This window comes from Clostridium senegalense JC122, from assembly GCF_000285575.1.
In the GTDB taxonomy this organism is placed as follows: Bacteria; Bacillota; Clostridia; order Clostridiales; family Clostridiaceae; genus Clostridium_J; species Clostridium_J senegalense.
The window spans coordinates 442,769-467,985 of record NZ_HE611050.1 but is presented as its reverse complement, the minus strand read 5'-3'; the positions used below and the strand labels follow the sequence as shown (position 1 = coordinate 467,985).

26 protein-coding genes are annotated in these 25,217 nt (G+C 28.1%); 20 read left to right on the top strand and 6 right to left on the bottom strand.

What is annotated here, in order from left to right; translation table 11 throughout:
* Positions 1-38: 38 nt before the first annotated feature.
* Entirely contained in the window at positions 39-218 is a 180-nt protein-coding gene (locus CSGHG_RS24785; RefSeq protein ID WP_328284719.1) for a hypothetical protein, read from the top strand.
* A 56-nt stretch (positions 219-274) separates the two neighbouring features.
* On the opposite strand, the gene CSGHG_RS02820 is transcribed toward CSGHG_RS24785, so the two are convergent.
* Positions 275-1,093: a TIM barrel protein gene (locus CSGHG_RS02820; protein ID WP_010292487.1), complete on the bottom strand. Its 819-nt coding sequence runs from the start codon at positions 1,091-1,093 to the stop codon at positions 275-277.
* Positions 1,094-1,350: 257 nt separating this feature from the next.
* Between CSGHG_RS02820 and recJ the strand changes: the two genes are divergently transcribed.
* Positions 1,351-3,117 carry a single-stranded-DNA-specific exonuclease RecJ gene (gene recJ, locus CSGHG_RS02815; protein WP_010292486.1) on the top strand — a complete coding sequence of 589 codons (1,767 nt, stop codon included), beginning with the start codon at positions 1,351-1,353 and terminating at the stop codon, positions 3,115-3,117.
* Positions 3,118-3,167: 50 nt separating this feature from the next.
* Here recJ and CSGHG_RS02810 read toward each other — a convergent pair whose 3' ends face one another.
* Positions 3,168-3,677 carry a QueT transporter family protein gene (locus tag CSGHG_RS02810; RefSeq protein ID WP_010292484.1) on the bottom strand — a complete coding sequence of 170 codons (510 nt, stop codon included), beginning with the start codon at positions 3,675-3,677 and terminating at the stop codon, positions 3,168-3,170.
* 303 nt (positions 3,678-3,980) lie between these two features.
* Between CSGHG_RS02810 and CSGHG_RS02805 the strand changes: the two genes are divergently transcribed.
* Complete coding sequence (locus CSGHG_RS02805) at positions 3,981-4,208, top strand: hypothetical protein (RefSeq protein WP_010292481.1); 228 nt, start codon at positions 3,981-3,983, stop codon at positions 4,206-4,208.
* Positions 4,209-4,449: 241 nt separating this feature from the next.
* Here CSGHG_RS02805 and CSGHG_RS02800 read toward each other — a convergent pair whose 3' ends face one another.
* From CSGHG_RS02800 to CSGHG_RS02785, 4 genes are all read right to left on the bottom strand, one after another.
* Positions 4,450-4,638 (bottom strand): alpha/beta-type small acid-soluble spore protein, encoded by a 189-nt coding sequence (locus CSGHG_RS02800; protein WP_010292479.1) that lies wholly within the window; start codon positions 4,636-4,638, stop codon positions 4,450-4,452.
* Positions 4,639-4,739: 101 nt separating this feature from the next.
* Positions 4,740-4,928 carry an alpha/beta-type small acid-soluble spore protein gene (locus CSGHG_RS02795; RefSeq protein WP_010292477.1) on the bottom strand — a complete coding sequence of 63 codons (189 nt, stop codon included), beginning with the start codon at positions 4,926-4,928 and terminating at the stop codon, positions 4,740-4,742.
* Between the two features lie 87 nt (positions 4,929-5,015).
* Positions 5,016-5,204: an alpha/beta-type small acid-soluble spore protein gene (locus tag CSGHG_RS02790; protein ID WP_010292475.1), complete on the bottom strand. Its 189-nt coding sequence runs from the start codon at positions 5,202-5,204 to the stop codon at positions 5,016-5,018.
* Positions 5,205-5,299: 95 nt separating this feature from the next.
* Entirely contained in the window at positions 5,300-5,488 is a 189-nt protein-coding gene (locus tag CSGHG_RS02785; RefSeq protein WP_010292473.1) for an alpha/beta-type small acid-soluble spore protein, read from the bottom strand.
* A 396-nt stretch (positions 5,489-5,884) separates the two neighbouring features.
* Between CSGHG_RS02785 and CSGHG_RS02780 the strand changes: the two genes are divergently transcribed.
* The 17 genes from CSGHG_RS02780 (at position 5,885) to fliY (ending at position 25,174) form a co-directional block, all read left to right on the top strand.
* Entirely contained in the window at positions 5,885-6,952 is a 1,068-nt protein-coding gene (locus CSGHG_RS02780) for an undecaprenyldiphospho-muramoylpentapeptide beta-N-acetylglucosaminyltransferase (RefSeq protein ID WP_010292472.1), read from the top strand.
* Positions 6,953-7,134: 182 nt separating this feature from the next.
* A complete protein-coding gene (locus CSGHG_RS19680) occupies positions 7,135-8,460 on the top strand; it encodes an MBL fold metallo-hydrolase RNA specificity domain-containing protein (RefSeq protein ID WP_010292471.1) in 1,326 nt (441 codons plus the stop codon).
* Positions 8,461-8,737: 277 nt separating this feature from the next.
* Positions 8,738-12,259, top strand: a complete 3,522-nt coding sequence (gene nifJ, locus CSGHG_RS02770; protein WP_010292470.1) for a pyruvate:ferredoxin (flavodoxin) oxidoreductase — start codon at positions 8,738-8,740, stop codon at positions 12,257-12,259.
* Between the two features lie 202 nt (positions 12,260-12,461).
* Positions 12,462-12,863, top strand: a complete 402-nt coding sequence (locus CSGHG_RS02765; RefSeq protein ID WP_010292467.1) for a DUF1292 domain-containing protein — start codon at positions 12,462-12,464, stop codon at positions 12,861-12,863.
* Between the two features lie 183 nt (positions 12,864-13,046).
* Complete coding sequence (locus CSGHG_RS02760) at positions 13,047-13,688, top strand: HAD-IB family hydrolase (RefSeq protein ID WP_010292466.1); 642 nt, start codon at positions 13,047-13,049, stop codon at positions 13,686-13,688.
* 14 nt (positions 13,689-13,702) lie between these two features.
* Positions 13,703-14,506, top strand: coding sequence for an aminotransferase class IV (locus CSGHG_RS02755; protein WP_010292464.1), 804 nt, complete (start codon positions 13,703-13,705; stop codon positions 14,504-14,506).
* 147 nt (positions 14,507-14,653) lie between these two features.
* Positions 14,654-16,417 (top strand): DUF342 domain-containing protein, encoded by a 1,764-nt coding sequence (locus tag CSGHG_RS02750; protein WP_010292463.1) that lies wholly within the window; start codon positions 14,654-14,656, stop codon positions 16,415-16,417.
* Between the two features lie 11 nt (positions 16,418-16,428).
* A complete protein-coding gene (locus tag CSGHG_RS02745) occupies positions 16,429-16,875 on the top strand; it encodes a chemotaxis protein CheW (RefSeq protein ID WP_010292461.1) in 447 nt (148 codons plus the stop codon).
* Positions 16,876-16,883: 8 nt separating this feature from the next.
* Positions 16,884-17,372 carry a chemotaxis protein CheD gene (locus tag CSGHG_RS02740; RefSeq protein WP_010292460.1) on the top strand — a complete coding sequence of 163 codons (489 nt, stop codon included), beginning with the start codon at positions 16,884-16,886 and terminating at the stop codon, positions 17,370-17,372.
* 25 nt (positions 17,373-17,397) lie between these two features.
* Positions 17,398-18,447: a protein-glutamate methylesterase/protein-glutamine glutaminase gene (locus tag CSGHG_RS02735; protein ID WP_010292458.1), complete on the top strand. Its 1,050-nt coding sequence runs from the start codon at positions 17,398-17,400 to the stop codon at positions 18,445-18,447.
* Between the two features lie 4 nt (positions 18,448-18,451).
* Positions 18,452-19,216 carry a CheR family methyltransferase gene (locus CSGHG_RS02730; protein ID WP_010292456.1) on the top strand — a complete coding sequence of 255 codons (765 nt, stop codon included), beginning with the start codon at positions 18,452-18,454 and terminating at the stop codon, positions 19,214-19,216.
* Between the two features lie 11 nt (positions 19,217-19,227).
* Positions 19,228-21,639, top strand: coding sequence for a chemotaxis protein CheA (locus CSGHG_RS02725; protein WP_010292454.1), 2,412 nt, complete (start codon positions 19,228-19,230; stop codon positions 21,637-21,639).
* A 15-nt stretch (positions 21,640-21,654) separates the two neighbouring features.
* A complete protein-coding gene (locus CSGHG_RS02720; RefSeq protein ID WP_010292452.1) occupies positions 21,655-22,269 on the top strand; it encodes a chemotaxis protein CheC in 615 nt (204 codons plus the stop codon).
* The gene (locus CSGHG_RS02715; protein ID WP_010292450.1) at positions 22,262-22,621 is read left to right on the top strand and encodes a response regulator; all 360 of its coding nucleotides are present in this window, start codon (positions 22,262-22,264) and stop codon (positions 22,619-22,621) included. The genes CSGHG_RS02720 and CSGHG_RS02715 overlap by 8 nt, the downstream gene beginning before the upstream one ends.
* 11 nt (positions 22,622-22,632) lie before the next feature.
* On the top strand, positions 22,633-23,031 hold the full coding sequence (locus tag CSGHG_RS02710; RefSeq protein WP_010292448.1) for a chemotaxis protein CheW: 399 nt from the start codon (positions 22,633-22,635) through the stop codon (positions 23,029-23,031).
* A gap of 30 nt (positions 23,032-23,061) precedes the next feature.
* Positions 23,062-24,054 (top strand): flagellar motor switch protein FliM, encoded by a 993-nt coding sequence (gene fliM / locus CSGHG_RS02705; protein WP_010292446.1) that lies wholly within the window; start codon positions 23,062-23,064, stop codon positions 24,052-24,054.
* The gene (gene fliY / locus CSGHG_RS02700; RefSeq protein WP_010292445.1) at positions 24,047-25,174 is read left to right on the top strand and encodes a flagellar motor switch phosphatase FliY; all 1,128 of its coding nucleotides are present in this window, start codon (positions 24,047-24,049) and stop codon (positions 25,172-25,174) included. The genes fliM and fliY overlap by 8 nt, the downstream gene beginning before the upstream one ends.
* The last annotated feature ends 43 nt before the right edge of the window (positions 25,175-25,217 follow it).

Here is a 25,217-nt window from a genome sequence, read left to right as displayed (position 1 = left end):
AAATACAATCTATACTTAAAAATTGTAAATTAAAAAGAATGTTAGGTCTTGAAAAATCAATAACATTAAGCTTTAACACTGCTATATATGAACTTATGTATGGAGATTGTAATTTATTATTTGACGAATTTGAAATTGAAAATATAACGGAAAATGAAATTCTAGAAGTTATAAATAAAGTATTGAAAAACCCTACAATACAAGTTATAACAGGTTAGTTAAAACATGTAAAACTATGAAATTAATTTTAATAAATAATTTCATAGTTTTTTTATTAAAGAGATTGATAAGTATTTTTTAGTAATAAGGAATCATTTTCAAGTATAGGACTTTCGCAAATGATACAACCTTTTATATTAAAATTTTTAAATGCTTTCATACATGCTTTATAATTGAAATCACTTTCTTCGAAAGGTAAGTGGTTTTTTTCACCCTTTTCACCATAGTTTATTCCAGATATATGTATATGCATATCATTTAAAGCATCTTCACCTAAATTGTCACCTATATAAGTTAATATTTTAGCAAAATCATCATAACTTTTTAATGCACCATTATATCTTGCATGAATATGGGAAAAATCAACGCAAAGTTTACATGTAGGTACATGCTTGCAAAGGGATACTAATTCTTCTAAATCACCAAATTGAGTTCCTTTACCTGTAGTTTCAAGTCTATAATCGATACCTATATTGGGAAGTTTAAGCAAATTTTCTTTTATTGTTTCAAAAGTTTCTTCTTTTGAATCTTTAAGATAAAACCCAGGATGAAAAATTAAACTACGGCCATTAACTTTTTTTAAACCTTCAGCACCTTGAATAATTCTTTCTATAGATTTTTCTTGTTTTTCAATTTCATCTGCATTTAGATTTATATAATATGATCCATGAGCTGAAAGATAAAAGTTATTATCATTTTTAGCCTTTAAAACATCATCTTTATTTTTGTCAGTAATATTAACAGATCTGACGAATGGTAACTCCATAGCATCTAATCCTAAGTTTTTCAAATAAGGTATGCCTGTCTTATAGGTAAATTTAGAGTTAAGTTCACCTAAAGGTAATCCTGATATTCCAAAAAGTAAATTATCCATAATAAATCCTCCTAAATTATTTTGAAATATATAATAATTAATTCTATCAAATAATTATTTAAAATCAATAGTAATAATAACTTTAAAAGAATAATTATTAATTAAAATCTATATAAACTTTATTTGAAGAGAGAATGTGATAAAATTAAATTATTGTATTTAAGTAAGTAAATATATAAAATATTGTTTATGTATTATGTTTTATATCAAATAAAATTCAAGATTTTATTTGATTATTATATTTTAGGGGTGAAGAAATGAAGACTAAATGGATGTTGAGAACTACAAAAACTAACTTAGATAAAGTTGGAAGAATTTTAGGTGTAAGCCCTCTCATAGTAAAAATTATGATAAATAGAGGGATTAGTACTATAGAAGATATGAAAAAATTTTTAAATCCGCGTTTAGAAAACTTGCATAGTCCATTTTTAATGAAAGATATGGAAAATGGTATAAATATAATTAAATGTGCTATTTTAAATAAAGAAAAAATTATGATTTATGGAGATTATGATGCTGATGGCGTTACAAGTACAGTAATATTATATAAGGCATTAACTTTATGTGGTGCAAAGGTAAATTATTATATACCAAATAGAGAAACAGAAGGATATGGTATGTCAAGTGAAAGGCTTGAAAAAATTAAAAAAGATGGTTATAACGTAGTAATTACTTGTGATAATGGAATATCAGCATTAGAACAAGTTGAAAAAGCAAAAGAGTTAGGAATGACTATTGTAGTTACAGATCATCATGAACTTCCTTTTGAAGAGAAAGAAAAAGGAGAAAGAGTATATACACTTCCTAATGCAGATGCAGTCATAAATCCTAAAAGATTAGATTGTGATTATCCATTTAAAAATTTATGTGGTGCAGGAATAGCTTTTAAGTTTGCGCAAGGTATTTATAATGAAATGGAAATACCTAAAGAAAAAGCCTATGAACTTATAGATATAGCAGCTATTGGAACTATTTGTGATGTTGTAGATTTAATTGATGAAAATAGAATAATAGCAAAAGAAGGATTGAAAATTTTAGCTAATACTAAAAACTTAGGTATTGCTGCTTTAAAAGAGGAATTAAACATAAAAGGAGAAGTATCTTCATATCATATAGGTTTTTTGATAGGACCATGCATAAATGCTACTGGAAGATTGGAGACAGCATTTTTATCTGTAGATTTATTATTGGCAGACACTGAAGAAAAAGCTAAAGAATTAGCAAAAACTTTAGTAGAATTAAATAAGACAAGACAAGATTTAACAAATGAGGCAGTGGAAGAAGTAAAGGAAATTATAGAAAATTCTAATTTGAAAAATGATAAAATTTTAGTAATTTATAATGAAAAAATACATGAGAGTATAGCAGGCATAGTTGCTGGAAGGATTAAAGATAGTTATAATCGTCCAACTATAGTTTTGACTAAAGGAAAAGAAATGCCTAAAGGTTCAGCAAGATCTATTTCAGAATATAATATGTTTGAAGAATTAATAAAATGTAAAAGTCTTTTAGAAAAGTTTGGTGGACATCCTATGGCTGCAGGACTTTCAATAAAAAAGGAAAATATTGATGATTTTAGGTTAAAAATAAATGAATTATGCACATTAAAAGAAAATGACTTGATATACAAAATAAGGATAGATGAAAGATTATCATTGAAAAATGTAAATTTTAAAGTTATAGATGAGTTGAAAGCCTTAGAGCCCTTTGGAAAAGGAAATTCATCTCCAATACTTGCTGAAAAAAATGTATCTATAGAAAAAATAAGTATATTAGGAGAACATAAAAATACATTAAAATTAAGATGTAGAATTAATGGTACAAATAGATGTATAGATGGAATATGTTTTAATAAAGTAGAGGAATTTATAGAAGATTTAAAAGAAGCATATGGTGAGAGTTATGAATATATGCTAGAAAATCCTTTTGGTATGAAAATAGATTTAATTTTTTCACCATCAATTAATGAATATAATGGAAATGTATCAGTGCAACTGAAAGTAAATAATTTTAAGATACAATAAAAATATAAAAGCAGTAATATATAATTACTGCTTTTTCCTTATTTTAAATCTTAATTTAGTTTAAGTATATTACTTATCTTTGAATTTTTCTCTAAAGCTGATATTAATGGAAGTCCCAATCCATAACAACAAATAAATTGACCTATTCCAACATAAAACATATTGAAAATTAAAGGTACATTTGGAGCATAAAGAACTTTTAACATACTTCCAACTACAATAGCGTTAACTAATACCGCTGGAAGTGGAGCTAATAATCTTTTATGTTTCAAATTACTTTTTCCAATTTTGTAGGTTAAATAAGAAGCTAATAAAGTAGCTAAAGAACCTACTATTAAATCAGGAATGCCCATGGGACTAATGATGTTAGACATTAAGCAACCTAAAAAAAGTCCCCAAATTGCATAAGGTGAGAAATAAGGTAAAACTGTTAATCCTTCTGCAATTCTAATCTGAATAGGTCCATAACTCATAAAGTTAAGAGTTACAGTAAGTGTTGCATATATTGCTGCTAAAAGAGCTGCAAATGCAATTTTTCTAGTATTGTTTTGTTTATTCATTTATATATACCTCCATAGTTTTGTTTTTAGACAGGATGGTTACGAACTGTCTTAGTCAATACCATATATAATTATATATTTATAACAGATCAAAATCAAGAGAGAGATAAATAAATAAGGTGGAAATTAAAACTACTTTATAATTAAAAAAATTAAGTATTGATTTTATAAATGTTAAAATTATAATCATAAATTTAACATTTATATTAAAAATATACATATAAACTTAAAAATCATAAGTATATTTAAAATATAGTTGCACATAATATTCTTGTAAAAAGAATATTTTAGGAGGAACAGCAAATGGCTAAAAAAAATGCTAAACAAAATGTTAAAAATTCAATAAACCAATTGGAGAATGTTAAAAATTCAATTGATAGTGCAGCAAATACTGTTGAAAGTAATAGTACTAAAGCACAATTACAAAATGAATTGAACTCAGTTCAAAATAGTTTAAGTAATGCAAAATCTATAGAAAATAAAATCGAAGCAGATGATGCTAAAAAAAACAAATCAAACTCTTTTCAATAATTAATTATAAAAAGAGATTGTATCTATAAATCTGATACAATCTTTTTTATGTGAAAATTTAATAAAAATTGTCTTTGAAAGAGTGATTTTTATAAAAAATAAAGAAAAGAGTTATTTAAAATATTTAAAATATTTTAAATAACTCTTTTATGGGATATTAATATATAGTAATATACTATAAATCTAAACTATATATCAAACATCAGGTTAAAAGTTTATAATAAATTTTGAAAAGTATTTATTATAAATTTCTTTCGTAAGCTTCTACCATTTTTTTAACCATTTGGCCACCAATTGAGCCGGCTTCTCTAGAAGTTAAGTCTCCATTATAACCATTTTTTAGGTTAACTCCAACTTCTTTAGCAGCCTCCATTTTGAAATTGTTTAATCCTTCTTTAGCTTCTGGAACTAATACTCTATTTCTGCTCATTTAAATTGCCTCCTTTAATATAAGTATACTTAAATACTTTAAATGGTTTTAATATAAAATTTTGTAGCTTGTTTGATATTTGATAAAGTGTCAAAAGTTTATTATAATGATTTTTCGTAAGATTCTACCATCTTTTTAACCATTTGACCACCAACAGAACCAGCTTCTCTAGAAGTTAAATCTCCATTGTAACCATTTTTAAGATTAACTCCAACTTCTTTAGCAGCTTCCATTTTGAAATTATTTAATCCTTCTTTAGCTTCTGGAACTAATACTCTATTTCTGCTCATTATGAGCACCTCCTTATTAATATATCTCTAATTATATATTTATTAAATTAAAGATTAGATTCAATAAACCCTAGGTAAATTAGCCTACTACAGATTTCTTTCGTAAGTCTCTACCATTTTTTTAACCATTTGGCCACCAATTGAACCTGCTTCTCTAGAAGTTAGGTCTCCATTGTAACCATTTTTAAGATTAACTCCAACTTCTTTAGCAGCTTCCATTTTAAAGTTATTTAATCCTTCTTTAGCTTCTGGAACTAATACTCTGTTTCTACTCATAGTAGAGCACCTCCTAATCAAATTGAATAATTAAATAATTTTTAGGTATATGGTATAGAATTAGTATGAGTAATTCTATTATCTTATAAAATTAATTATAAATTTTTTTCATAAGATTCTACCATTTTTTTAACCATTTGACCACCAACAGAACCAGCTTCTTTAGAAGTTAAGTCTCCGTTGTAACCATTTTTAAGATTAACTCCAACTTCTTTAGCAGCTTCCATTTTAAAGTTGTTTAATCCTTCTTTAGCTTCTGGAACTAATACTCTATTGTATCCCATTGTTTTCACCTCCTTTTGTTGTTTGTAGTCTTATTTTAACCGAATATAAAAGTTTTATTTTATTAGTTTAAAGGAAACTTCTGAATAAAATTCTTGTTTTGTAATATATTAGGTAATAAATTAACTATGAAAATTAAAAAAAATATTATATAATGTAGTTTTGAAAAATAATTTTAATTTATTGAATTATAATGCTTAAATAAACAATGTATAAATCAGTTTGAAATTATTTTAAAATTATAGAGAATATAATGAATAAATCTTTTGAAAAATATATTATATATAATGTAGGGTAATTTTAAAAAATAATACATTAAGAAAAAATGGATTTTAAGTATAGTAAAGACTAAAATATGAATTGAAAAATAATTAATAAAAAAGCTAGGAGGAAATATTTTGAGTAATAAAAAAATAATTTTAACTGGTGGTGGAACTGCAGGTCATGTTACACCTAATATAGCTCTTATCCCAAAGTTAAAAGAATTAGGTTATGATATAGGATACATAGGAACTAAAGAAGGAATTGAAAGAAGGCTTATTGAGGCTGAGAACATAAAATATCACATAATATCTAGTGGGAAGCTAAGAAGGTATTTTGATTTGAAAAATTTTTCAGATCCCTTTAAAGTTATAAAAGGAATTTTTGATGCAAAGAAAATACTAAAGCAAGAAAAACCAAATATAATTTTTTCAAAAGGTGGGTTTGTATCAGTTCCAGTTGTTTTAGCTGCAAAAATGAGGAAAATACCGGTTATAATTCATGAAGCTGATATGACACCAGGACTTGCAAATAAAATATCTATGCCATATTGTTCTAAAATTTGTGTAACATTTAAAGAAGCATTAAACCATATAGATAAATCTAAAGGTGTATTAACAGGACTTCCTATAAGAGAAGAAATTTTAAATGGAAGTAAAATAGAAGGAAAAAGAATATGTGGGTTTAAAGATGAAAAACCTATAATTTTAATTATCGGTGGAAGTTTAGGCTCAAAGTTTATAAATGATTCCATAAGAGCAAATTTAGATGAGTTATTAAAAGACTTCAATTTAGTGCATGTCTGTGGAAAAGGAAATGTAGATAATACAATAAAAAAAGAAGGGTATGTTCAATTTGAATATGTAAAAGAAGAATTGCCACATTTGATGAAGATTTCTTCATTAGTGATTTCACGTGCTGGTGCCAATGTTATATTTGAAATTCTGGCACTAAAAAAACCAAATTTACTTATACCACTTTCAGCTAGAGCTAGTAGGGGGGATCAAATTTTAAATGCGAGGTCTTTTGAAAAAGATGGTTATAGTATGGTTTTAGAAGAAGAGGAATCAAATTCAAAAATATTATTAGAAAAAATAAAAGAATTAAATAGAAATAAAGATAAGTATATTGAAAATATGAATAAGAGTGAAGTTAAAAACAGCGTTGATAATATAATAGAGTTGATACAACAATGTAGTATATAAGAGTTAAAATACAAAATAAGATAGTACTTTATATTTTAAAGTACTATCTTATTTTGTATAAAGAAAATGGTAATTGGAAAATATATTTTTGAATAATTTTAAAGTTGCATTTAAATAAAAAATGAATATGAATTTAAAATAATAAATTTATTATAAAAATAAGTATATAAAGAGGGGTTAGTATGAAGATTAAATTTTGTGGAGCTACTAAATGCATAACAGGTTCATGTCATCTATTAGAGGTTGGTAACACTAAAATATTATTAGATTGTGGTTTATTTCAAGGTAAAGATTTAAAAAAATTTAATAATGATGAGTTTATGTTCAATCCTAAAGAAATATCAGCAGTAATATTATCTCATGCTCATTTAGATCATAGTGGAAGAATTTTAAACCTATATGAGCAAGGATTTAAGGGAAATGTTATATGTACAAAACCAACAGTGGAACTTTGCAAGGTATTACTAGCAGATATAGAAAACTCATTGGATAAAAGTGAGAAGAATAGAAGTGAAATATATTTTGAAAAATTCATAGGATATGACTATGATGAAAATATTATTATTAATGAAGATATATCATTGGTTTTTAGAGATGCAGGACATATTCTAGGTTCTGCTATATGTGAAATTGTAATAAATGATGAAAACAATACAAAAATAGTATATAGTGGCGATGTGGGAAATGATAATTTATTAATAGTGGAGGACCCAAAAAAAATATATAGTAGTGATTATTTAATATTAGAGGGTACATATGGTGATAAAATTCACAATGTTAAAAGAGATGAATTTGATTTTTTAGTGGAGATTATAAAAAAAACTGTTTCTAAAAATGGTAATGTAGTTATACCTGCATTTTCATTAGGAAGAACTCAAGAAATAATATATACTTTAAACAAATTTATGGAATCTGAAGAAGACTATAATGTAGATATATATGTAGATAGTCCTATGGCTACTAAGATTACTAAAATTTTTGAAAATAATAAAAAATATTTTGATAAGGAGGCAAAAAAATTTTTAAATGAAGGAGATAATCCTTTTCAGTTCAAAAATCTTCACTTCATAGAGGAATTAGAAGAATCAAAAAAACTAAAAAATAAGAAGGGTATAGTTATAATATCTTCTAGTGGAGATTGTGAAGGGGGGAGAATTGTGCATCATATAAAAAATAATATAGAAGATAAAAATAGCTCTTTAGTTTTTGTTTGTGCTCAAGGGTATGATACAATCGGTGGGCATATTTTAGGTGGAAAAAGAAATATTTGTATATTAAAAGAAGAGTTAGAAATTAATTGCAATATATACAATTTGCAGGGGTTATCTGGTCATGCTGATAAAAACAGTTTGGAAAAGTGGGTATGCAATTTTAAAAGTAAACCTAAGAAAATATTCTTAGTCCATGGAAGTGAAAAAGCACTTTGTGAATTGAAAGACAATTTAGAAAAAAAGAAGTTCGACATATCCATACCTGCAATTGGGTGTATAGAAAATACAAATAGTTAAAAATATAACAATGAAAATGACCGTTAAGCACTTGAAATTTAAGTAGTATAGCATTATCATAGATTATGAAAGCTGTATAAAATGCTATTTTTAGTAAAAATATTATAAAAATTGAGTTATTTCGAGGTATTATCCTAAAAATTTTTTTGGTAACATGGATAATGATTATCAAATAATTACTATGTTATTATTTTAGATAATTAAAAAAAAGATAGGTATTAACCAAATAGCAAAAAAATTATTATAATAATAGATATTAAGAAAGAAGGTTTGGACAATGAGACAAATGAAAACTATGGATGGAAATACTGCTGCTGCTCACGTAGCTTATGCTTACACTGATGTAGCTGCTATATATCCAATAACACCATCATCACCAATGGCAGAGCACTGCGATGAGTGGGCTGCACAAGGTAGAAAAAATATTTTTGGGCAAACTGTAAGAATGATGGAAATGCAATCTGAGGCAGGTGCAGCAGGTGCGGTTCACGGATCATTACAAGGAGGAGCATTAACAACTACATTTACAGCTTCTCAAGGATTACTACTTATGGTTCCTAATATGTATAAAATAGCAGGGGAATTATTACCAGGAGTATTCCATGTAACTGCTAGAGCATTAGCAGCACAAGCATTATCAATATTTGGAGATCACCAAGACGTAATGGCTGCAAGACAAACAGGATTTGCTTTACTTGCAAACAATAGCGTTCAAGAAGTTATGGACTTAGCTCCAGTTGCTCACTTAGTAGCAATCGAAGGAAGAGTTCCATTCTTAAACTTCTTTGATGGATTTAGAACTTCACATGAAATTCAAAAAATAGAAGCTTGGGATTACGAAACATTAGAAAAATTTGTAGATAAAGATGCTGTAGAAGCATTTAGAAATAGAGGATTAAATCCAAATAATCCAGTAACAAGAGGTACAGCTCAAAACCCTGATGTGTACTTCCAAACTAGAGAAGCTTCAAATAAATTCTATCAAGCTGTTCCAGAATTAGTTGAAAAATATATGGAAAAAGTAAACAAAGAAATTGGAACAGATTACCATGTATTTAACTACTATGGTGCACAAGATGCTGATAGAGTAATAGTTGCAATGGGTTCAGTTTGTGATGTTGTAGAAGAAACAATAGATTACTTAGCAACTCAAGGTGAAAAAGTTGGATTATTAAAAGTACGTTTATTTAGACCATTCTCATTAGATCATTTCTTTAAACATATGCCAAAAACTGTTAAAAAAGTAGCAGTTCTTGACAGAACTAAAGAACCAGGATCAGCTGGAGAACCATTATATCAAGATATAAGAAATGCATATTATGATTGTGAAAATAAACCAGCTATAATAGGTGGAAGATATGGACTAGGTTCAAAGGACACTACTCCAGATCATATAGTAACTGTATTTGATCACTTAAAAAATGATGAATTAAAAAATGGATTCACAATAGGAATAAATGATGATGTAACATTTACTTCATTAGAAGTATCTAGAAGTATACAAGTTGCAGATAAAGGAACTACAGCTTGTAAATTCTGGGGTCTTGGATCAGATGGTACAGTTGGAGCTAACAAAAGTGCTATAAAAATAATTGGAGACAATACAGATATGTATGCTCAAGCATACTTTGCATATGACTCTAAAAAATCTGGTGGTATAACAGTTTCTCACTTAAGATTTGGTAAGAAACCGATTAAATCACCATACTTAATAAATGCTGCAGACTATGTTGGATGCCATAACCAATCATATGTTAATAAATATGATGTTCTAGCAGGAATAAAAGATAATGGAACATTCTTATTAAACTGCATTTGGAATCAAGAAGATTTAGAAAAACATTTACCAGCATCAATGAAGAGATATATTGCAGCACACAACATAAACTTCTATACAATCAATGCTGTTAAAATAGCTCAAGATTTAGGTTTAGGTGGAAGAATAAACATGATAATGCAAGCTGCGTTCTTTGAATTATCAAAAATTATTCCAACTGAAGAAGCAGTTAAACACTTAAAAGATGCTGTTATTAAATCATATGGCAAAAAAGGTGAAAAAGTTGTAAAAATGAACCATGATGCTATAGATAAAGGAATAGAATCTATTGTTAAAGTAGAAGTTCCAGCTTCTTGGAAAGATGCTCAAGATGAAGCACTTCCAATTCAAGAAAAACCTGATTTTGTTAAAAATATCGTAGATGTTATGAACAGACAAGAAGGAGATAATTTACCAGTTAGTGCCTTTGCAGGTATCGAAGATGGTACATTTGAACCAGGAACAGCTGCATATGAGAAAAGAGCAATAGGAATAAATATTCCAGAATGGATACCAGAAAATTGTATTCAATGTAACCAATGTGCTTATGTATGTCCACATGCGACTATAAGACCATACGTTGCAAAAGAAGAAGCATTTGAAGGTGCTCCAGCAAACATGAAAATTGTAGATGCTAAAGGCGGAAAAGCATTTGAAGGATTAAAATTTGCAATGACAGTAGCACTTGAAGATTGTACTGGTTGTGGAAACTGTGCGCAAGTTTGTCCAGCAAAAGAAAAAGCTTTAGTTATGAAACCTTTCGAAACTCAAGAAAAAGAAAAAGAAGTTTGGGATTTTGCAGTTAAAAACTTACCAGCAAAAGCTGAAAATCCAATGGGAGTAAACAGTGTTAAAGGTAGCCAATTTGAAACTCCACTTTTAGAGTTCAGTGGTGCTTGTGCAGGATGTGGAGAAACTCCATATGCAAAACTTATAACACAATTATTTGGAGATAGAATGATGATAGCTAATGCTACTGGATGTTCATCAATCTGGGGCGGTAGTGCACCTTCAACTCCATACACAACTAACCATAAGGGTCAAGGTCCAGCTTGGGCAAACTCATTATTCGAAGATAATGCTGAGTTTGGATTAGGTATGTTCTTAGGAGCTAACCAATTAAGAGATAAACTTGTTTTAGCAGTTAAAGAAGCTGTTGAAGCTAATATTTGTGAAGAATTAAAAGGTTTATTAAAAGAATGGTTAGAAAATGTAAATGATGCAGAAGCTACAAAAGCTTTAGCAGCTAAAATATTACCAATGTTAGAAAATGAAAAATCAAATGAAGCTTTAGCTGAAGTTTATAATAAAAAAGATTTCTTCGTTAAGAGATCACAATGGATCTTCGGTGGAGACGGTTGGGCATACGACATCGGATATGGTGGAGTAGACCACGTATTAGCAAGTGGAGAAAATGTAAATGTATTTGTATTTGATACAGAAGTTTACTCAAATACAGGTGGTCAATCTTCTAAATCTACTCCAACTGCTGCTATAGCTAAATTCGCAGCTGCAGGTAAGAGAACTAAGAAAAAAGATTTAGGAATGATGGCTATGAGTTATGGATATGTTTATGTAGCTCAAGTAGCTATGGGAGCTGATCAAAATCAAACTCTTAAAGCTATAAGAGAAGCAGAAGCATATGATGGCCCATCATTAATAATTGGTTATGCACCATGTATAAACCATGGAATTAAAAAAGGTATGGGATCTACTCAATTAGAATCTAAATTAGCTGTTCAATCTGGATACTGGACATTATATAGATATAACCCAGTACTAAAAGAAGAAGGTAAAAATCCATTTAGCTTAGATTCTAAAGAACCAACATTATCATTTAAAGATTATCTAATGGGAGAAGTTAGATATGCTTCATTAGCAAAAGCATTCCCAGAAGATGCTGAAGCATTATTTGCTAAAACAGAGCAAGATGCTAAAGAAAGAAGAGAAAATTATAAAAGACTTGCAGAACAACAAATCTAATATAATTTGAATAAAAAAGGGTTACTCAAAGTTTGAGTAGCCCTTTTTTTATATAAAACTTATATATTTTTAGTATAAATAAAGTAATGTTTGTTATGAAAATTATGTATATTTTATAATATATATATTTTTATTAAAAAAGCTTTTAAAAAAGTTAAATTAAGGGTACAATTAGAATATAACCATATAGGAGGTGTTAAATATGAATGATAATAAAGATTGCGGATGCGGCTGTGGATGCGATAACAAAGAGAATGAAGTAAAACACGAAAGCTGTGGATGTAGCGGACATAGTCATGAAAACGAAGGTTGCGGATGTGGACATAACCATGAAAGTGAAGGTTGTGGATGCGGATGTGAAGATCACGAAGTTTTAACAGTTGCATTAGAGGATGAAGAAGGAAACACTATAATATGTGAGATAGTAGATGGATTCGTTTTTAATGAAAATGAATTTGCATTAGTTCAAAATCCAAATGATGGTTCAGTATATTTATTTAAAGTTGTTGGAGACGACGAAGTTGGAGAATTAGTAGTTCCAGATGATGAAGAGTACGAGGCAGCTAGAAAATATTATGAAAAATCAATTGCAGCACAAAATTAATTAAAAAAGTAAAAAGTCGTTATCAAAACGACTTTTTTATTTTATAATAATATAAAGGAAAATAATAATTAGATAGTACTTATTAACTTTTATAATATTTATAGATAGACTATTTTGAAAATTCATTTTAAAAATATTTAGTGAAAGTTATATTAATAAAATATTGTTTGTCAGGAGAAATATATGGAAAAATTAGCTATTTTTGATATTGATTATACTATAACGAAAAGAGAAACACTTTTGGAACTTTACATGTTTATGATAAAGAAAAGTCCTAAGTTTATAAAATATGCGCCAAGGAATATAATATCCACTTTATTATTTGCATTAAGATTAAAGGATGCTGGAAAATCAAAAGAGACATTTATAAGATTCATAGATGGAATTAAAGAAGATGAAATGCAAGAGCTTGTTAAAGAGTTTTATGAAAAAAGACTTTGTAATATACTTTATCAAGATGCTATAGATATGATGAAAAAATTAAAAAAAGAAGGTTGTAAAATTTATTTAATATCCGCTTCAGCTGAATTTTATATAAATGAATTTTATAAGATAAAGGAAGTAGATAAAGTTATAGGTACTAAGTTTAAAGTGGAAAACAATATTCATAGACCAATAATAGATGGTACAAATTGCAAAGGTGAAGAAAAGGTTAAAAGATTAATGGAGGAAATAAAAAAAGAAGGCATAGAGGTAGATTTTAAAAACTCATATATGTTCTCTGATTCCTTATCGGATTTGCCTTTATTAAATTTAGTTGGAAATGGCTATTTAATAAATTACAAAAGGAAACATGATAAATTACAAATACTAAAATGGAAATAGGGAGTGTTACAGTAATGATTAAAATTTCTAATAAATATATTTTATATAATGGTGATATGAAAACTGCAGATGAATTTGAAAAAATAAAACCAGTATCATCAAAACAAATTTATGAAGTTATAAGAATTATAAATAAGAAGCCTTTATTTTTAAAAGAACATATAGAAAGGTTAATTAATTCTGTAAAAATTACAAATAGTAAATTTGTTATAACTACGGAAATTATAAAAAATGAAATAGAAAAATTAGTAAAGGTAAATGATGTAATAGAAGGAAATATTAAAATTATATTAGATAATAGTAACAGGTATATGTTTTTTATACCTCATAGCTACCCTTCACAAGATTTATATATTAATGGTGTAAAAACAATACTATATTTTGGTGAAAGAGAAAACCCTAACGCAAAGGTAATAAATGATACTTTTAGAGAAAGGGTTAATAGAAAACTAGAGGAAAGTAACTCTTATGAAGCTATATTAGTAGATAGGAATGGATATATTACGGAAGGTAGTAGGTCTAACATATTTATGGTTATAGATGGTAAAATTGTAACATCACCAGGTAATAAGGTGTTACCAGGCATAACAAGGATGAAGATAATTCAATGTTGTAATGAATTGGGTCTTGAAATAGAAGAGAAGGAATTAAATTATAAACAATTAGATAAAATAGAAGGAGCATTTATATCAGGTACATCTCCAAAGGTATTGCCAATAAAAAGTATAGATGAATTAAAAATAAATTCACAAAAGAATAAAATAATAAATGATATAAAAAATAAATTTGATGAATTAATAAAAAAAGATATAAGTTAGTAATTTTTTAGGGGAATATATAAAGTAATAGGGGATTTTGACGATAATTTAGGCATGTGAAAAAATAATAAATTAGAATTATAAATTATTATAGTCTAAAAAATAGTCAAAAACCTCTAGGTTAACTTTAATTTGGGGGGATTTATGGTGGAAGTAAAAACAAATGGGTTAGGTGTTATAAAGGTAGAAAATAATAAAGTTTTTGTTTTAAATCCTGAAGAAGGAAAATTACCGGCTAGAATTTTACCATCACCAGATGTAGAGATAAAAATTGATAACAAAGTTATTACAGAGCCTGTAGAAGTTTTTCAAGAGAATGTAGTGGAGTTTACAATTAAAAATCAAGAAAAACCAAAAAGGCATCTAAATATAGAGATATCTGAAGATAAAATAGAAGCAAAAGTTACAATAAGAGAAGAAAAATGCAATCTATATAAAATTAAGGATTCTCAGATTTCGCCAATACTAAGACCAACAATAGAGGTAATAGGAGAATTAACAGCACCTAGATATACTGAGTCAGAACTAACTATGGAACTTAATAAATTAGGAATAATTTATGGGTTAGATGATGAAGCTATAAAATATTGTTGTGAAAACGATATTATAGAAAGCATTAGCATAGCAATGGGGAAAGAGCCAATTAAACCTATAGATGATGAAATTAAAGCATATTTTAATGTAATGGACGAGAAAAAGTTAGTTGAAGATGACAATGGAAGAGTTGATTTTAAATCTATAGGAGAAGTGGAAACTGTAAAATCAGGTGATTTAATTGGTGAGTTGCAGATGGGTAAAAATGGAAAAATAGGCTTTAATGTTTATGGACAAGTAATTAAACCACCAAAAAGAAAAGTTAAAACCATAAAAAGTGGAAAAGGGGTAAATGTTGTAGGAAATAGAGCATATGCCACAATAAGTGGTAAGCCTTACCTCAGGAGCAACACATTTTCTGTTGAAGAGGTTTTTAATGTTGATGGTGATGTGGATATCTCAAAGGGTAATATAAGGTTTATAGGTGATGTTATAGTTCATGGGAACGTTAAAGATGATATGAAGGTTGAAAGTGGTAATAGTATAATTATTCGTGGTAATGTCTTAAGAGGGGAATTAAATGCAGAAGGGGATATAGAAGTAAAAGGTAACATTATATCATCAAATATATTAGGCGGAAATATTGGTGCAGACTACTCTAAGTATATAGAACAGGTAGAAAAAATTCATGAAAAAATATTCAACCTTTGCGAGAATCTTTATAAAATAAATAGTAGCAATAATTTGGCTAATCAAATTAAAGAAAAAGACTTAATAAATGCAATTATTGATGCTAGATTTAAGAACTTTAATATGGACATTTATAATTTAATTAATTCAATGAAAAGTCAAAAGGATATACAATGTGATTTATATAAATTTATTTCCTTAAAAATGTGTAATTGTTATTTTGATAATTTTAAAACTATAAATGAAGTAACTTATATGGAAAAATTATTAAAAGCTAAAATAGAAGAATTAAATAGCAAAATATATAAAAGGTGTGATATGTATATAACTTATGCACAGGATTGTAACATTGATGTTACAGGAAATATTTATATTGATGGAAAAGGAATTTATAAATCTAATGTTAGTTCTTTAGATAGTATATATTTTATAAATGATAAAAGTACAATTAGAGGCGGAGTTATAAGTGCTGAAAATGAAATAAAAGCTAAAATAGTAGGAACACCTAATGGTGTTATGAATGTGCTGAAAGTGAAAGATAAAGGTCATATATATGTAGCTATGGCCTATTATAACACTAAATTTATAATTGGAAATAAAAAATATGTATTAGAAGAACCAAGTAAAGATATTCACGTTTATTTAGATAAAGATGATGAAATATGTGTTGAAAAATTAAAGTTATAGAGGGTGAAAAAATGAATGAAGAAATAAAGATGCTAATTTTCTCAATAGGGGATCAATTTTATGCCGAAAATATTATGGATGTAGAGAGAATTTTAATTTATGAAGAACCTACAGAATTACCTGATGCACCAAGTTTTTTAAAAGGCATTATAAATTATGAGGGAAGTATACTTCCAGTAATATCACTTTCAGATAAATTTAATAAACATGGTGAAAAAATTAAAGATGAATTAAAAATAATAGTAGTAAGGGATGAAGAACGAAAAATAGGAATAATAGTTGATTCAGTATCAGAAGTAAAGCCTATTAATGTTAATAATATTGAAGCTGCTCCAGATATAGCATCTGATGTATCAAAAAGATATATTCAAGGATTAATAAAAGAAAAAGATAGGATAATAATATTCTTATCTCTTTCGAATATATTATCAGATGAAGAAAAAGAACTTGTATATTAGGTGAAACTATGGAAAAAAAAGATATAAAGATTGGTATAGGAGACTTAAATATAGGAAAAAATCCAGATAGATTAATAACAATAGGTCTTGGATCATGTATAGGTATAGCTCTTTTTGATAAATACTCTAAAATTGGTGGACTTGCCCATATAATGCTTCCAGATAGTACTAAGTTCACTAAAATTACTAATAATCTTAAATTTGCAGATTTAGCTATACCTATATTGGTAGATAAGATGAAAAATGCAGGAGCAAATGAAAAGTTTTTAAAAGCAAAAATTGCAGGTGGAGCATCTATGTTTAGTTTTGCTGATAAAAATATGAACATGGATATTGGCGATAGAAATGCAAAAGCTGTTAAAGAAATGCTTAAAAAATATAAAATTCCAATTGAGGCAGAGGATGTAGGTGGAAATAAAGGAAGAACTATTACCTTAAATACAGAGAATGGAGTACTTCAAGTGAAAACAATAGGTCTAGGTATTAAAGATATTTAAAGTTTATTATTAGAGGTGATAGTTAATGGACAGAAAAATAAAAGTTATAGTAGTTGATGATTCCGCTCTTATGAGAAAAATAATATCTGATATGATAAATGAGCAAGAAGACATGGAGGTAGTTGCTATAGCTAGAAATGGTGAAGAACTTTTAAAAAAACTAGAGGTAATTACACCAGATGTAATTACTTTAGATATAGAAATGCCAATTTTAGATGGAATTTCTACATTAAAAGTACTAAAAGAAAAGAAAATAGCTTCGAAAATAATAATGTTAAGTTCATTAACTAAAGATGGGGCTGAAATTACTATGGACTGCCTTGCTCTTGGAGCTTTTGATTTTGTGTGCAAGCCATCAGGAGCAATTTCATTAGATATAAATATTGTTAAGGATGATTTAATAAAAAAAATAAGAAATGAAAAAAGAACGATTAAATCTATATCAATGAGAAATAAGACAAATTTAAATTTTATGGAAAGGCTTAGAAAAAAAGAAACTAACCATAAAGAGATAAATGCAGTAGTAATAGGAGCATCTACAGGAGGACCTAAAGCATTGTACAGCGTTATTACAGGACTACCTAAAAACTTAGGAGTTCCAATTTTTGTAGTTCAGCATATGCCTGTTGGTTTTACTAAAGCTTTTGCAGAAAGACTAGACAGGGGAAGTAATTTAAAAGTTGTTGAAGCTGAAGATAGAATGCGTATAGAAGAAAATGTTGTTTACGTTGCAAGGGCAGGATATCATATGGAGATAGAAGGAACTTATATAAGACTTACAGACACTTCTCCAGTTTGTGGTGTTAAACCAGCTGTAGATAAACTGTTTATATCAGCATCAAAAGTTTATGGAAGTAAGTTATTAAGTGTTGTTTTAACTGGAATGGGTAAAGATGGAGCTAATGGAACTATAGAGGTTAAAAATAGAGGTGGTTATACTATGGCAGAAGATGAGTCAACTTGCATAATATATGGTATGCCTAAAGCTGCTTTTGAAACTAATAAAGTTGATGAGGTATTACCATTACATTATGTATCAAGCAGAATAACAAAAATAGTTAGAGGAGTTGACTAAAGTAATGGATTTTAAACCGCTTGAAGTTTGGGTGAAAAGAGAGCTACAAATAGATTTAACGGCATATAAGTCTAATCAATTGCATAGAAGAATCCAAAGTTTAATGACTAGAGTAGGTGCAAGTTCAATAGAAGAATATATAACAATGCTAAAAACTGATAACATTCAGCGAGAAAAGTTTTTGGATTATTTAACTATAAATGTAACGGAATTTTTTAGGAATCCTGAAATTTTTGACGAGTTTAAGGATGTTATAAAAAGTAACTTGAATTATAAATCTCCACTAAAAATTTGGAGTGCAGCATGTTCTCTTGGTGCAGAGCCATATTCTTTAGCGATGATATTAGATGAAATATCACCAGGAGTTAATCATAAAATTATAGCGACAGATATTGATAACAATATATTAAACAAAGCAAAAAAAGGTGAATATAGTAGCTTAGAGATTAAAAATGTACCATCACAGCTATTAAAAAAATATTTTAAAAGTCATGATAAAAGTTATGTTATAGATGATAAATTAAAAAAAATGATAACATTTAAAAAACATGACCTTATTTTAGAAAATTATGAAAGTAATTTTGACATAATAATTTGTAGAAATGTAGTAATATACTTTAATCAAGATATAAAAGATAGAATTTATGATAAATTTAGTAGATCCTTAAAAAAAGGTGGGATACTTTTTGTAGGGGCTACGGAAAGTATATATAATTATAAGGCTTTCAATTTTGAAAAAGTATCCACTTTTATTTATAGGAAGCTTTGAGGAGGAATAATATGGATACGTCACAATACCTTTCAATGTTTTTAGAAGAATCAATGGATAATCTTCAAACTTTAAATGAAAGTCTCCTTATTTTAGAGCAAGAACCTAATGATAAAGAAAGGTTAAATGAAATATTTAGGGTAGCACATACTATTAAAGGTATGGCTGCAACTATGGGATATAATACTATAGCAGAACTTACTCATAAAATGGAGGATGTTTTATCTAAGTTTAGAGAAGGAGAATTAAATGTAACTCCAAAGGTTGTAACAGTATTATTTAGATGTCTAGATAATTTGGAGAATATGATAAACACTATTGCTGATGGTGAAGAATTAGATTATGATATATCAGATATAGTTCATCAATTAGAAGATATAGGTAATAAAAAACAAAGCGATGAAGCTAAAGAAAATGCTGAAAATGCAGAAGGAAAATCAATTGAGGCAGTTTGTGATGTAGCAAATCAACTTCAATTTAATGAGTATGATTTAAATGTAATTAAACAAGCTAAGGATTCTGGATTTAATGCGTATAGTATTTATGTTAAATTAGATGATGGAACAATTTTAAAATCAGCAAGAGCATTTGTAATAATGCAAGCGTTAGAAGAACATGGAGAAATTATAAAAACACAACCTATCTTAGAAGATTTAGAAATTGAAGATTTTGATTTGGATATAAATTTTGCGTATATAACAAAAGAAACTAAGGAAACTATAAAAAATTTAATAGAAGACATTTCAGAAGTAAGAATAGTTGAAGTTTCAGATGTAAAAACAGATAAAAATAAAGAAGAGATTAATAGTGATTGTTCAAATTATAACTTATCAGAATATGATATGGATGTTATAAAACAAGCTAAGCAAGTTGGATTTAATGCACTTAATGTAAATATTCAGTTAGATGAAGGAACATTATTAAAATCAGCAAGAGTATTTATAATAATGCAAGAGCTAGAGGCACATGGTGAAGTTATAAAATCAATACCTGCATCAGAAGATTTAGAGGCAGAAAATTTTGATTATAATATAGAACTAACTTATATTACTAAGAAAACTGAAAAAGAAACTAAAGATATATTATTTAAAATATCAGAAGTGAAAAGTGTAGAAATCAGTAATATCTCAGAAAATAATAAGAACAGTATAAAAAATTTGAAACCAAAAGAAATCACTGATAAATCAGAGAAAATAAAAGAAATAAATAAGGAAATAGAAAAAGGTAAAGATATTAAGGGAAAGAAAACAACTAACGATAAGCATAATTCAGATAAACATCCTAAGGGTAGAACAGTTGGACAATCAGTAAGAGTAGATTTGGAAAGATTAGATAAGTTTATGAATATGGTTTCAGAACTTGTGATTCATAGGACAAGACTAGAACAAATAAGTTTAAATCATAAAATACCAGAGTTAAATGAAACTTTAGAACAAGTAGCTCGAAGTACATCTGATTTACAAGATTTGGTTATGAAAATAAGAATGTTGCCATTAGACGCTGTATTTAACAGATTTCCAAGGATGATAAGGGATTTATCTATAGAATTAGGTAAAGAAATTGATCTTGAAATATTAGGACAAGACACTGAACTTGATAGAACAGTTATAGAAGAAATTGGGGAACCATTAATTCATCTTTTAAGAAATGCAGCAGACCATGGGATAGAGAGTCCAGAAGAAAGAATCAAAGCTGGTAAAAATCCAAATGGAAAAATAAAGCTTATAGCATATCCAGAAGGAACTAAGGCTGTGATAAAAGTTGAAGATGATGGAAAAGGTCTAAATGTTGACAAGATTAGAGCTAAGGCTGAAAGTGTAGGAATAACTACAGAAGGTATGAGCGAAAATGACATTAAAAATTTAATATTTAGCCAAGGATTCAGTACTAATGAAGTAGTTACAGACATATCAGGTAGAGGTGTTGGTATGGATGTAGTAAAAACTAAAATTGCTGCATTAGGAGGAACTGTAGATGCTATAAGTGAATTAGGTAAGGGAACAAGTTTTATTATAAGACTTCCACTTACACTTCAAATTATACAAGCATTACTTGTAAAGGTTGGTTCTGAGACAATGGCAATATCTTTAGGATATATAGATAGAGTTATTGAATATAAAAAGGAATTAACTAAAAAGACAAACAATAAAGAGGTAATAATTTATAACGATAATATAGTTAATCTTATAAGAGTTAATGAAAAATTAAACATTCCAGAGGATGATCATGGAAAGAAATATGTAGTTATGACAAAGGTAGGAGAAAGGGAAGTTGGTTTACTTGTAGATTCATTATTAGGTCAACAAGAAATAGTAATAAAGCCTTTTGGCAAGACATTAAAGAACTTGAATGAATATATAGGTGCTACAATTTTAGGAGATGGATTAGTAACATTAATACTAGATGTTGCATCATTGATATAAGGAGGTGCTTAAAATTTGGAATATACGAAGCTAACTGATCTCCAGTTAGATGCACTAAGGGAAGTAGGAAATATAGGAATAGGAAATTCTGCAACAGCATTATCTAATCTTTTAAATAAAAAGGTTGATATAACTTTTCCTAAAGTAAATTTAATACCTTACGAAGAAATATTTGAAAATGATGCTGAAGATTTAGCCTATGCAGTTGTAATTAGAGTGCTTGGTGATGCACCTGGAAATATGCTATTTATAATAGATGAAAATTCTCTTTTAGATATAATAAGTAGTCTTTGTGGACAATGTGGAAATGAAGTAAATGAAATGGGGCTATCAGTTTTAGCCGAGGTTGGAAATATAATTTCATCCACTTATATAAATGCCATTGCATCACTTACAAATTTGAACTTGACGCTTTCTGTACCAGCAGTGGCTAGTGATATGATAGGGGCTATACTTTCAACAACATTTATGGAAGCTGGTCAATATGGAGAATCTGTTTTAGATATTGAAACAGAATTTATTCAAGAAAATGAAACATTAAACGGGCATTTTTATTATATTCCTATGCCTGGCTCATTAGAAAAAATATTGAAATCTTTAGGAATAATGGAGGGAAATTTAAATGGCTAAAGTATTAATAGTTGATGACGCAACATTTATGAGAATGATGATAAAGGACATTCTTGAAAAGAATGGATTTGAAGTAGTAGGAGAAGCACAAAATGGAATAAAGGCTGTAGAACTTTATAAATCTGAGAAACCAGACGTGGTTACAATGGATATAACTATGCCAGATATGGATGGAATAGAAGCTGTAAAAGCTATAAAAGAATTTGATCCAAATGCAAAAATAGTAATGTGTAGTGCTATGGGTCAACAAAGCATGGTTATGGATGCTATAAGAGCAGGTGCAAAAGATTTTATAGTTAAGCCTTTCCAAGCAGATAGAGTATTAGAAGCTATAAATAAAGTAATTGGATAGGGGGACTAGCAATGCAAGTTGTTGTTTTTAGGATTGGGGATGAACAATTTGCTGTTGAAACTAGCAAAGTTCAAAGTATATGTGATATGATGAACATCACATTAGTACCCAAAGCGCCAAGTCATATAAAAGGACTTATAAATTTAAGAGGGATTATAATTACAATTTTAGATATAAACTTAGTATTAAATATGAAATCAGCTAATACAGAGGAACAAAATATTATAATATTAAATTTAGAGGATGAAGCTGTCGGTATTACAGTAGATTCAGTAGATGAGGTATTAGAAGTAGAAGATGGTTCTGTAGAAAGAGTAGTTAGTGATAAAGAAAAAGTATTTATAAAAGGTGTAATTAATTTAAAAGATAGAATTATAACTTTATTAGATTTTGATAAAATAAATATATAAAATCTACGAATATAGGAATGAGGTAGAGTAATGTCAGAAGTATTATCTCAAAGAGAAATAGATGCTCTTTTGCTTGCTTTATCTTCTGGAGATTTAGAGGCAGATTCATTAGAAGTGAAGGAAGAGAAAGTTAAAGTAAAACCTTATGATTTTAGAAGGCCTCAAAAATTTACTAAAGATCATATAAGAACTTTAGAGCTTGTTCATGACAATTACAGTAGAATAATTTCTAATTATTTAACTGCACAACTTAGAAGTAATATAAAAGTCAATGTAGAAAGTGTTCAGCAAATAACTTATGAAGAGTTTATTCACTCTATACCAAATCCTACAGTGCTTACACTTTTTAAAATGCCACCATTAAGTGGAGATATATTACTTGAAACTAATGCAGAATTTGTTCTTAGAATGTATGATGTTTTAGCAGGAGGTTCAGGTTATAAAAAACCTAAATTAAAGGAGCTTACAGAAATAGAAAAGAAACTTATTAAAGTTTTAAATAGTGGATTAGTATCAAATTTGAAATTAGCATGGGAAGATGTTTTAGACGTACAACCAGAAATTCAAGAAATAGAAACAAATCCAGCATTAAATCAAACTCTAGCGCCTAATGAGCCAGTTGCTCTTATAACATTTACTGTTGAAATGTTTAGCACTACTATGTTCATGAATATATGTATACCATATCTTAGTATAGAGAAAGTTTTAGACAAGCTTGTGATTAGATATTGGTTTAGCAATGATGACGAACTAGCAAATGAGCATAAGAAGAAGGTAAGGCATAGACTAGATAAAGTAAATGTAGATATTTTATCTATACTTGGAAAAACAGAAATAACAGTTAATGATTTCTTATCTTTAAATATAGGAGACGTTATAACTTTAGATAATAATATAGATTCACCAGCAGAGATTTATGTAGAAGAACAATTGACTTATATTGGTAAACCTGGTTTAAGTGGAAAGCAAAGAGCAGTTCAAATAATAGAATATATAAGCGAGGATGTGGAGAACGATGAGTAACGGATTTCTATCACAAGAAGAAATAGATTCTTTATTAAATGGAAATGACGCTTCACCTAAAGAGAGTGAAAAGGAAAAAGAAAAGGAAGTTTTAAGTGATATAGAAAAAGATCTTCTTGGTGAAGTTGGAAATATTTCTATGGGATCCGCTGCAACAGCGCTTTCCACCATTATAGGAAAAAAAGTAAATATAACTACACCAAATATACAAGTAAGTACTTTAAGAAAAGTAAGAGAAGGCTTTGAGACGCCAAATGTAGTTTTAGATGTTAAATTTACTAGTGGAATAATGGGTGGAAATTTATTAATAATGAAAATAAGCGATGCGGCGGTTATTGCAAGCCTTATGATGGGTGGAGATGGAAAAGTAGATGGAATTAGTGAGCTTTCAGAAATAGAAATTAGTGCAGTATCAGAGGCTATGAATCAAATGATAGGTTCGGCTGCTACTTCTATGGCTACTATGTTCCGAAGAGAAGTAAATATTTCACCACCATTATCAAGTATTTGTGATGAAACAACATCACCATTATCAGAAGAAATTAATGAAGAAGAAGAAATTGCATTTATATCATTTAGAATGAATATTGAGGATTTAGTAGATAGTAGTATTATGCAAGTGCTTCCACTAGTTACTGCTCAAAAAATTATAACTATAATGATGGGAACAGAAGAAGAAACTACTTCTAAAGAAGAAAATATAGTGGAAGAAAATAACTTAAATGAAGAGATTGCAATGAAAAGTGAAAATGCTAACTATGATTATGAACCAAAATCGATAGAAACTAATGATGAGCCTGTTCAAGTTAAACAAGCTGCCTTTAGTCAATTAAATAATAGGCCAACTACAAGTATGCCAAATAATATAGATTTAATACTAGATGTACCACTAGAAGTATCTGTTGTGCTTGGTAAAACTAGAAAAAATATAAGAGAAGTATTAGAATTAACTACAGGATCACTAATAGAGTTAGATACATTAGCAGAGGAACCAGTGGATATTTTAGTTAATGGTAAAAAAATAGCTTACGGTGAAGTAGTTGTAGTTGATGAGAATTTTGGTGTTAAAATTACAGGCATAGTAAGTGGTGAAGAAAGAGTTAGAAGTCTTGGTAAATAAAATCAATGGTATATATTTTAAAGAGTTATAATCTATTGATATA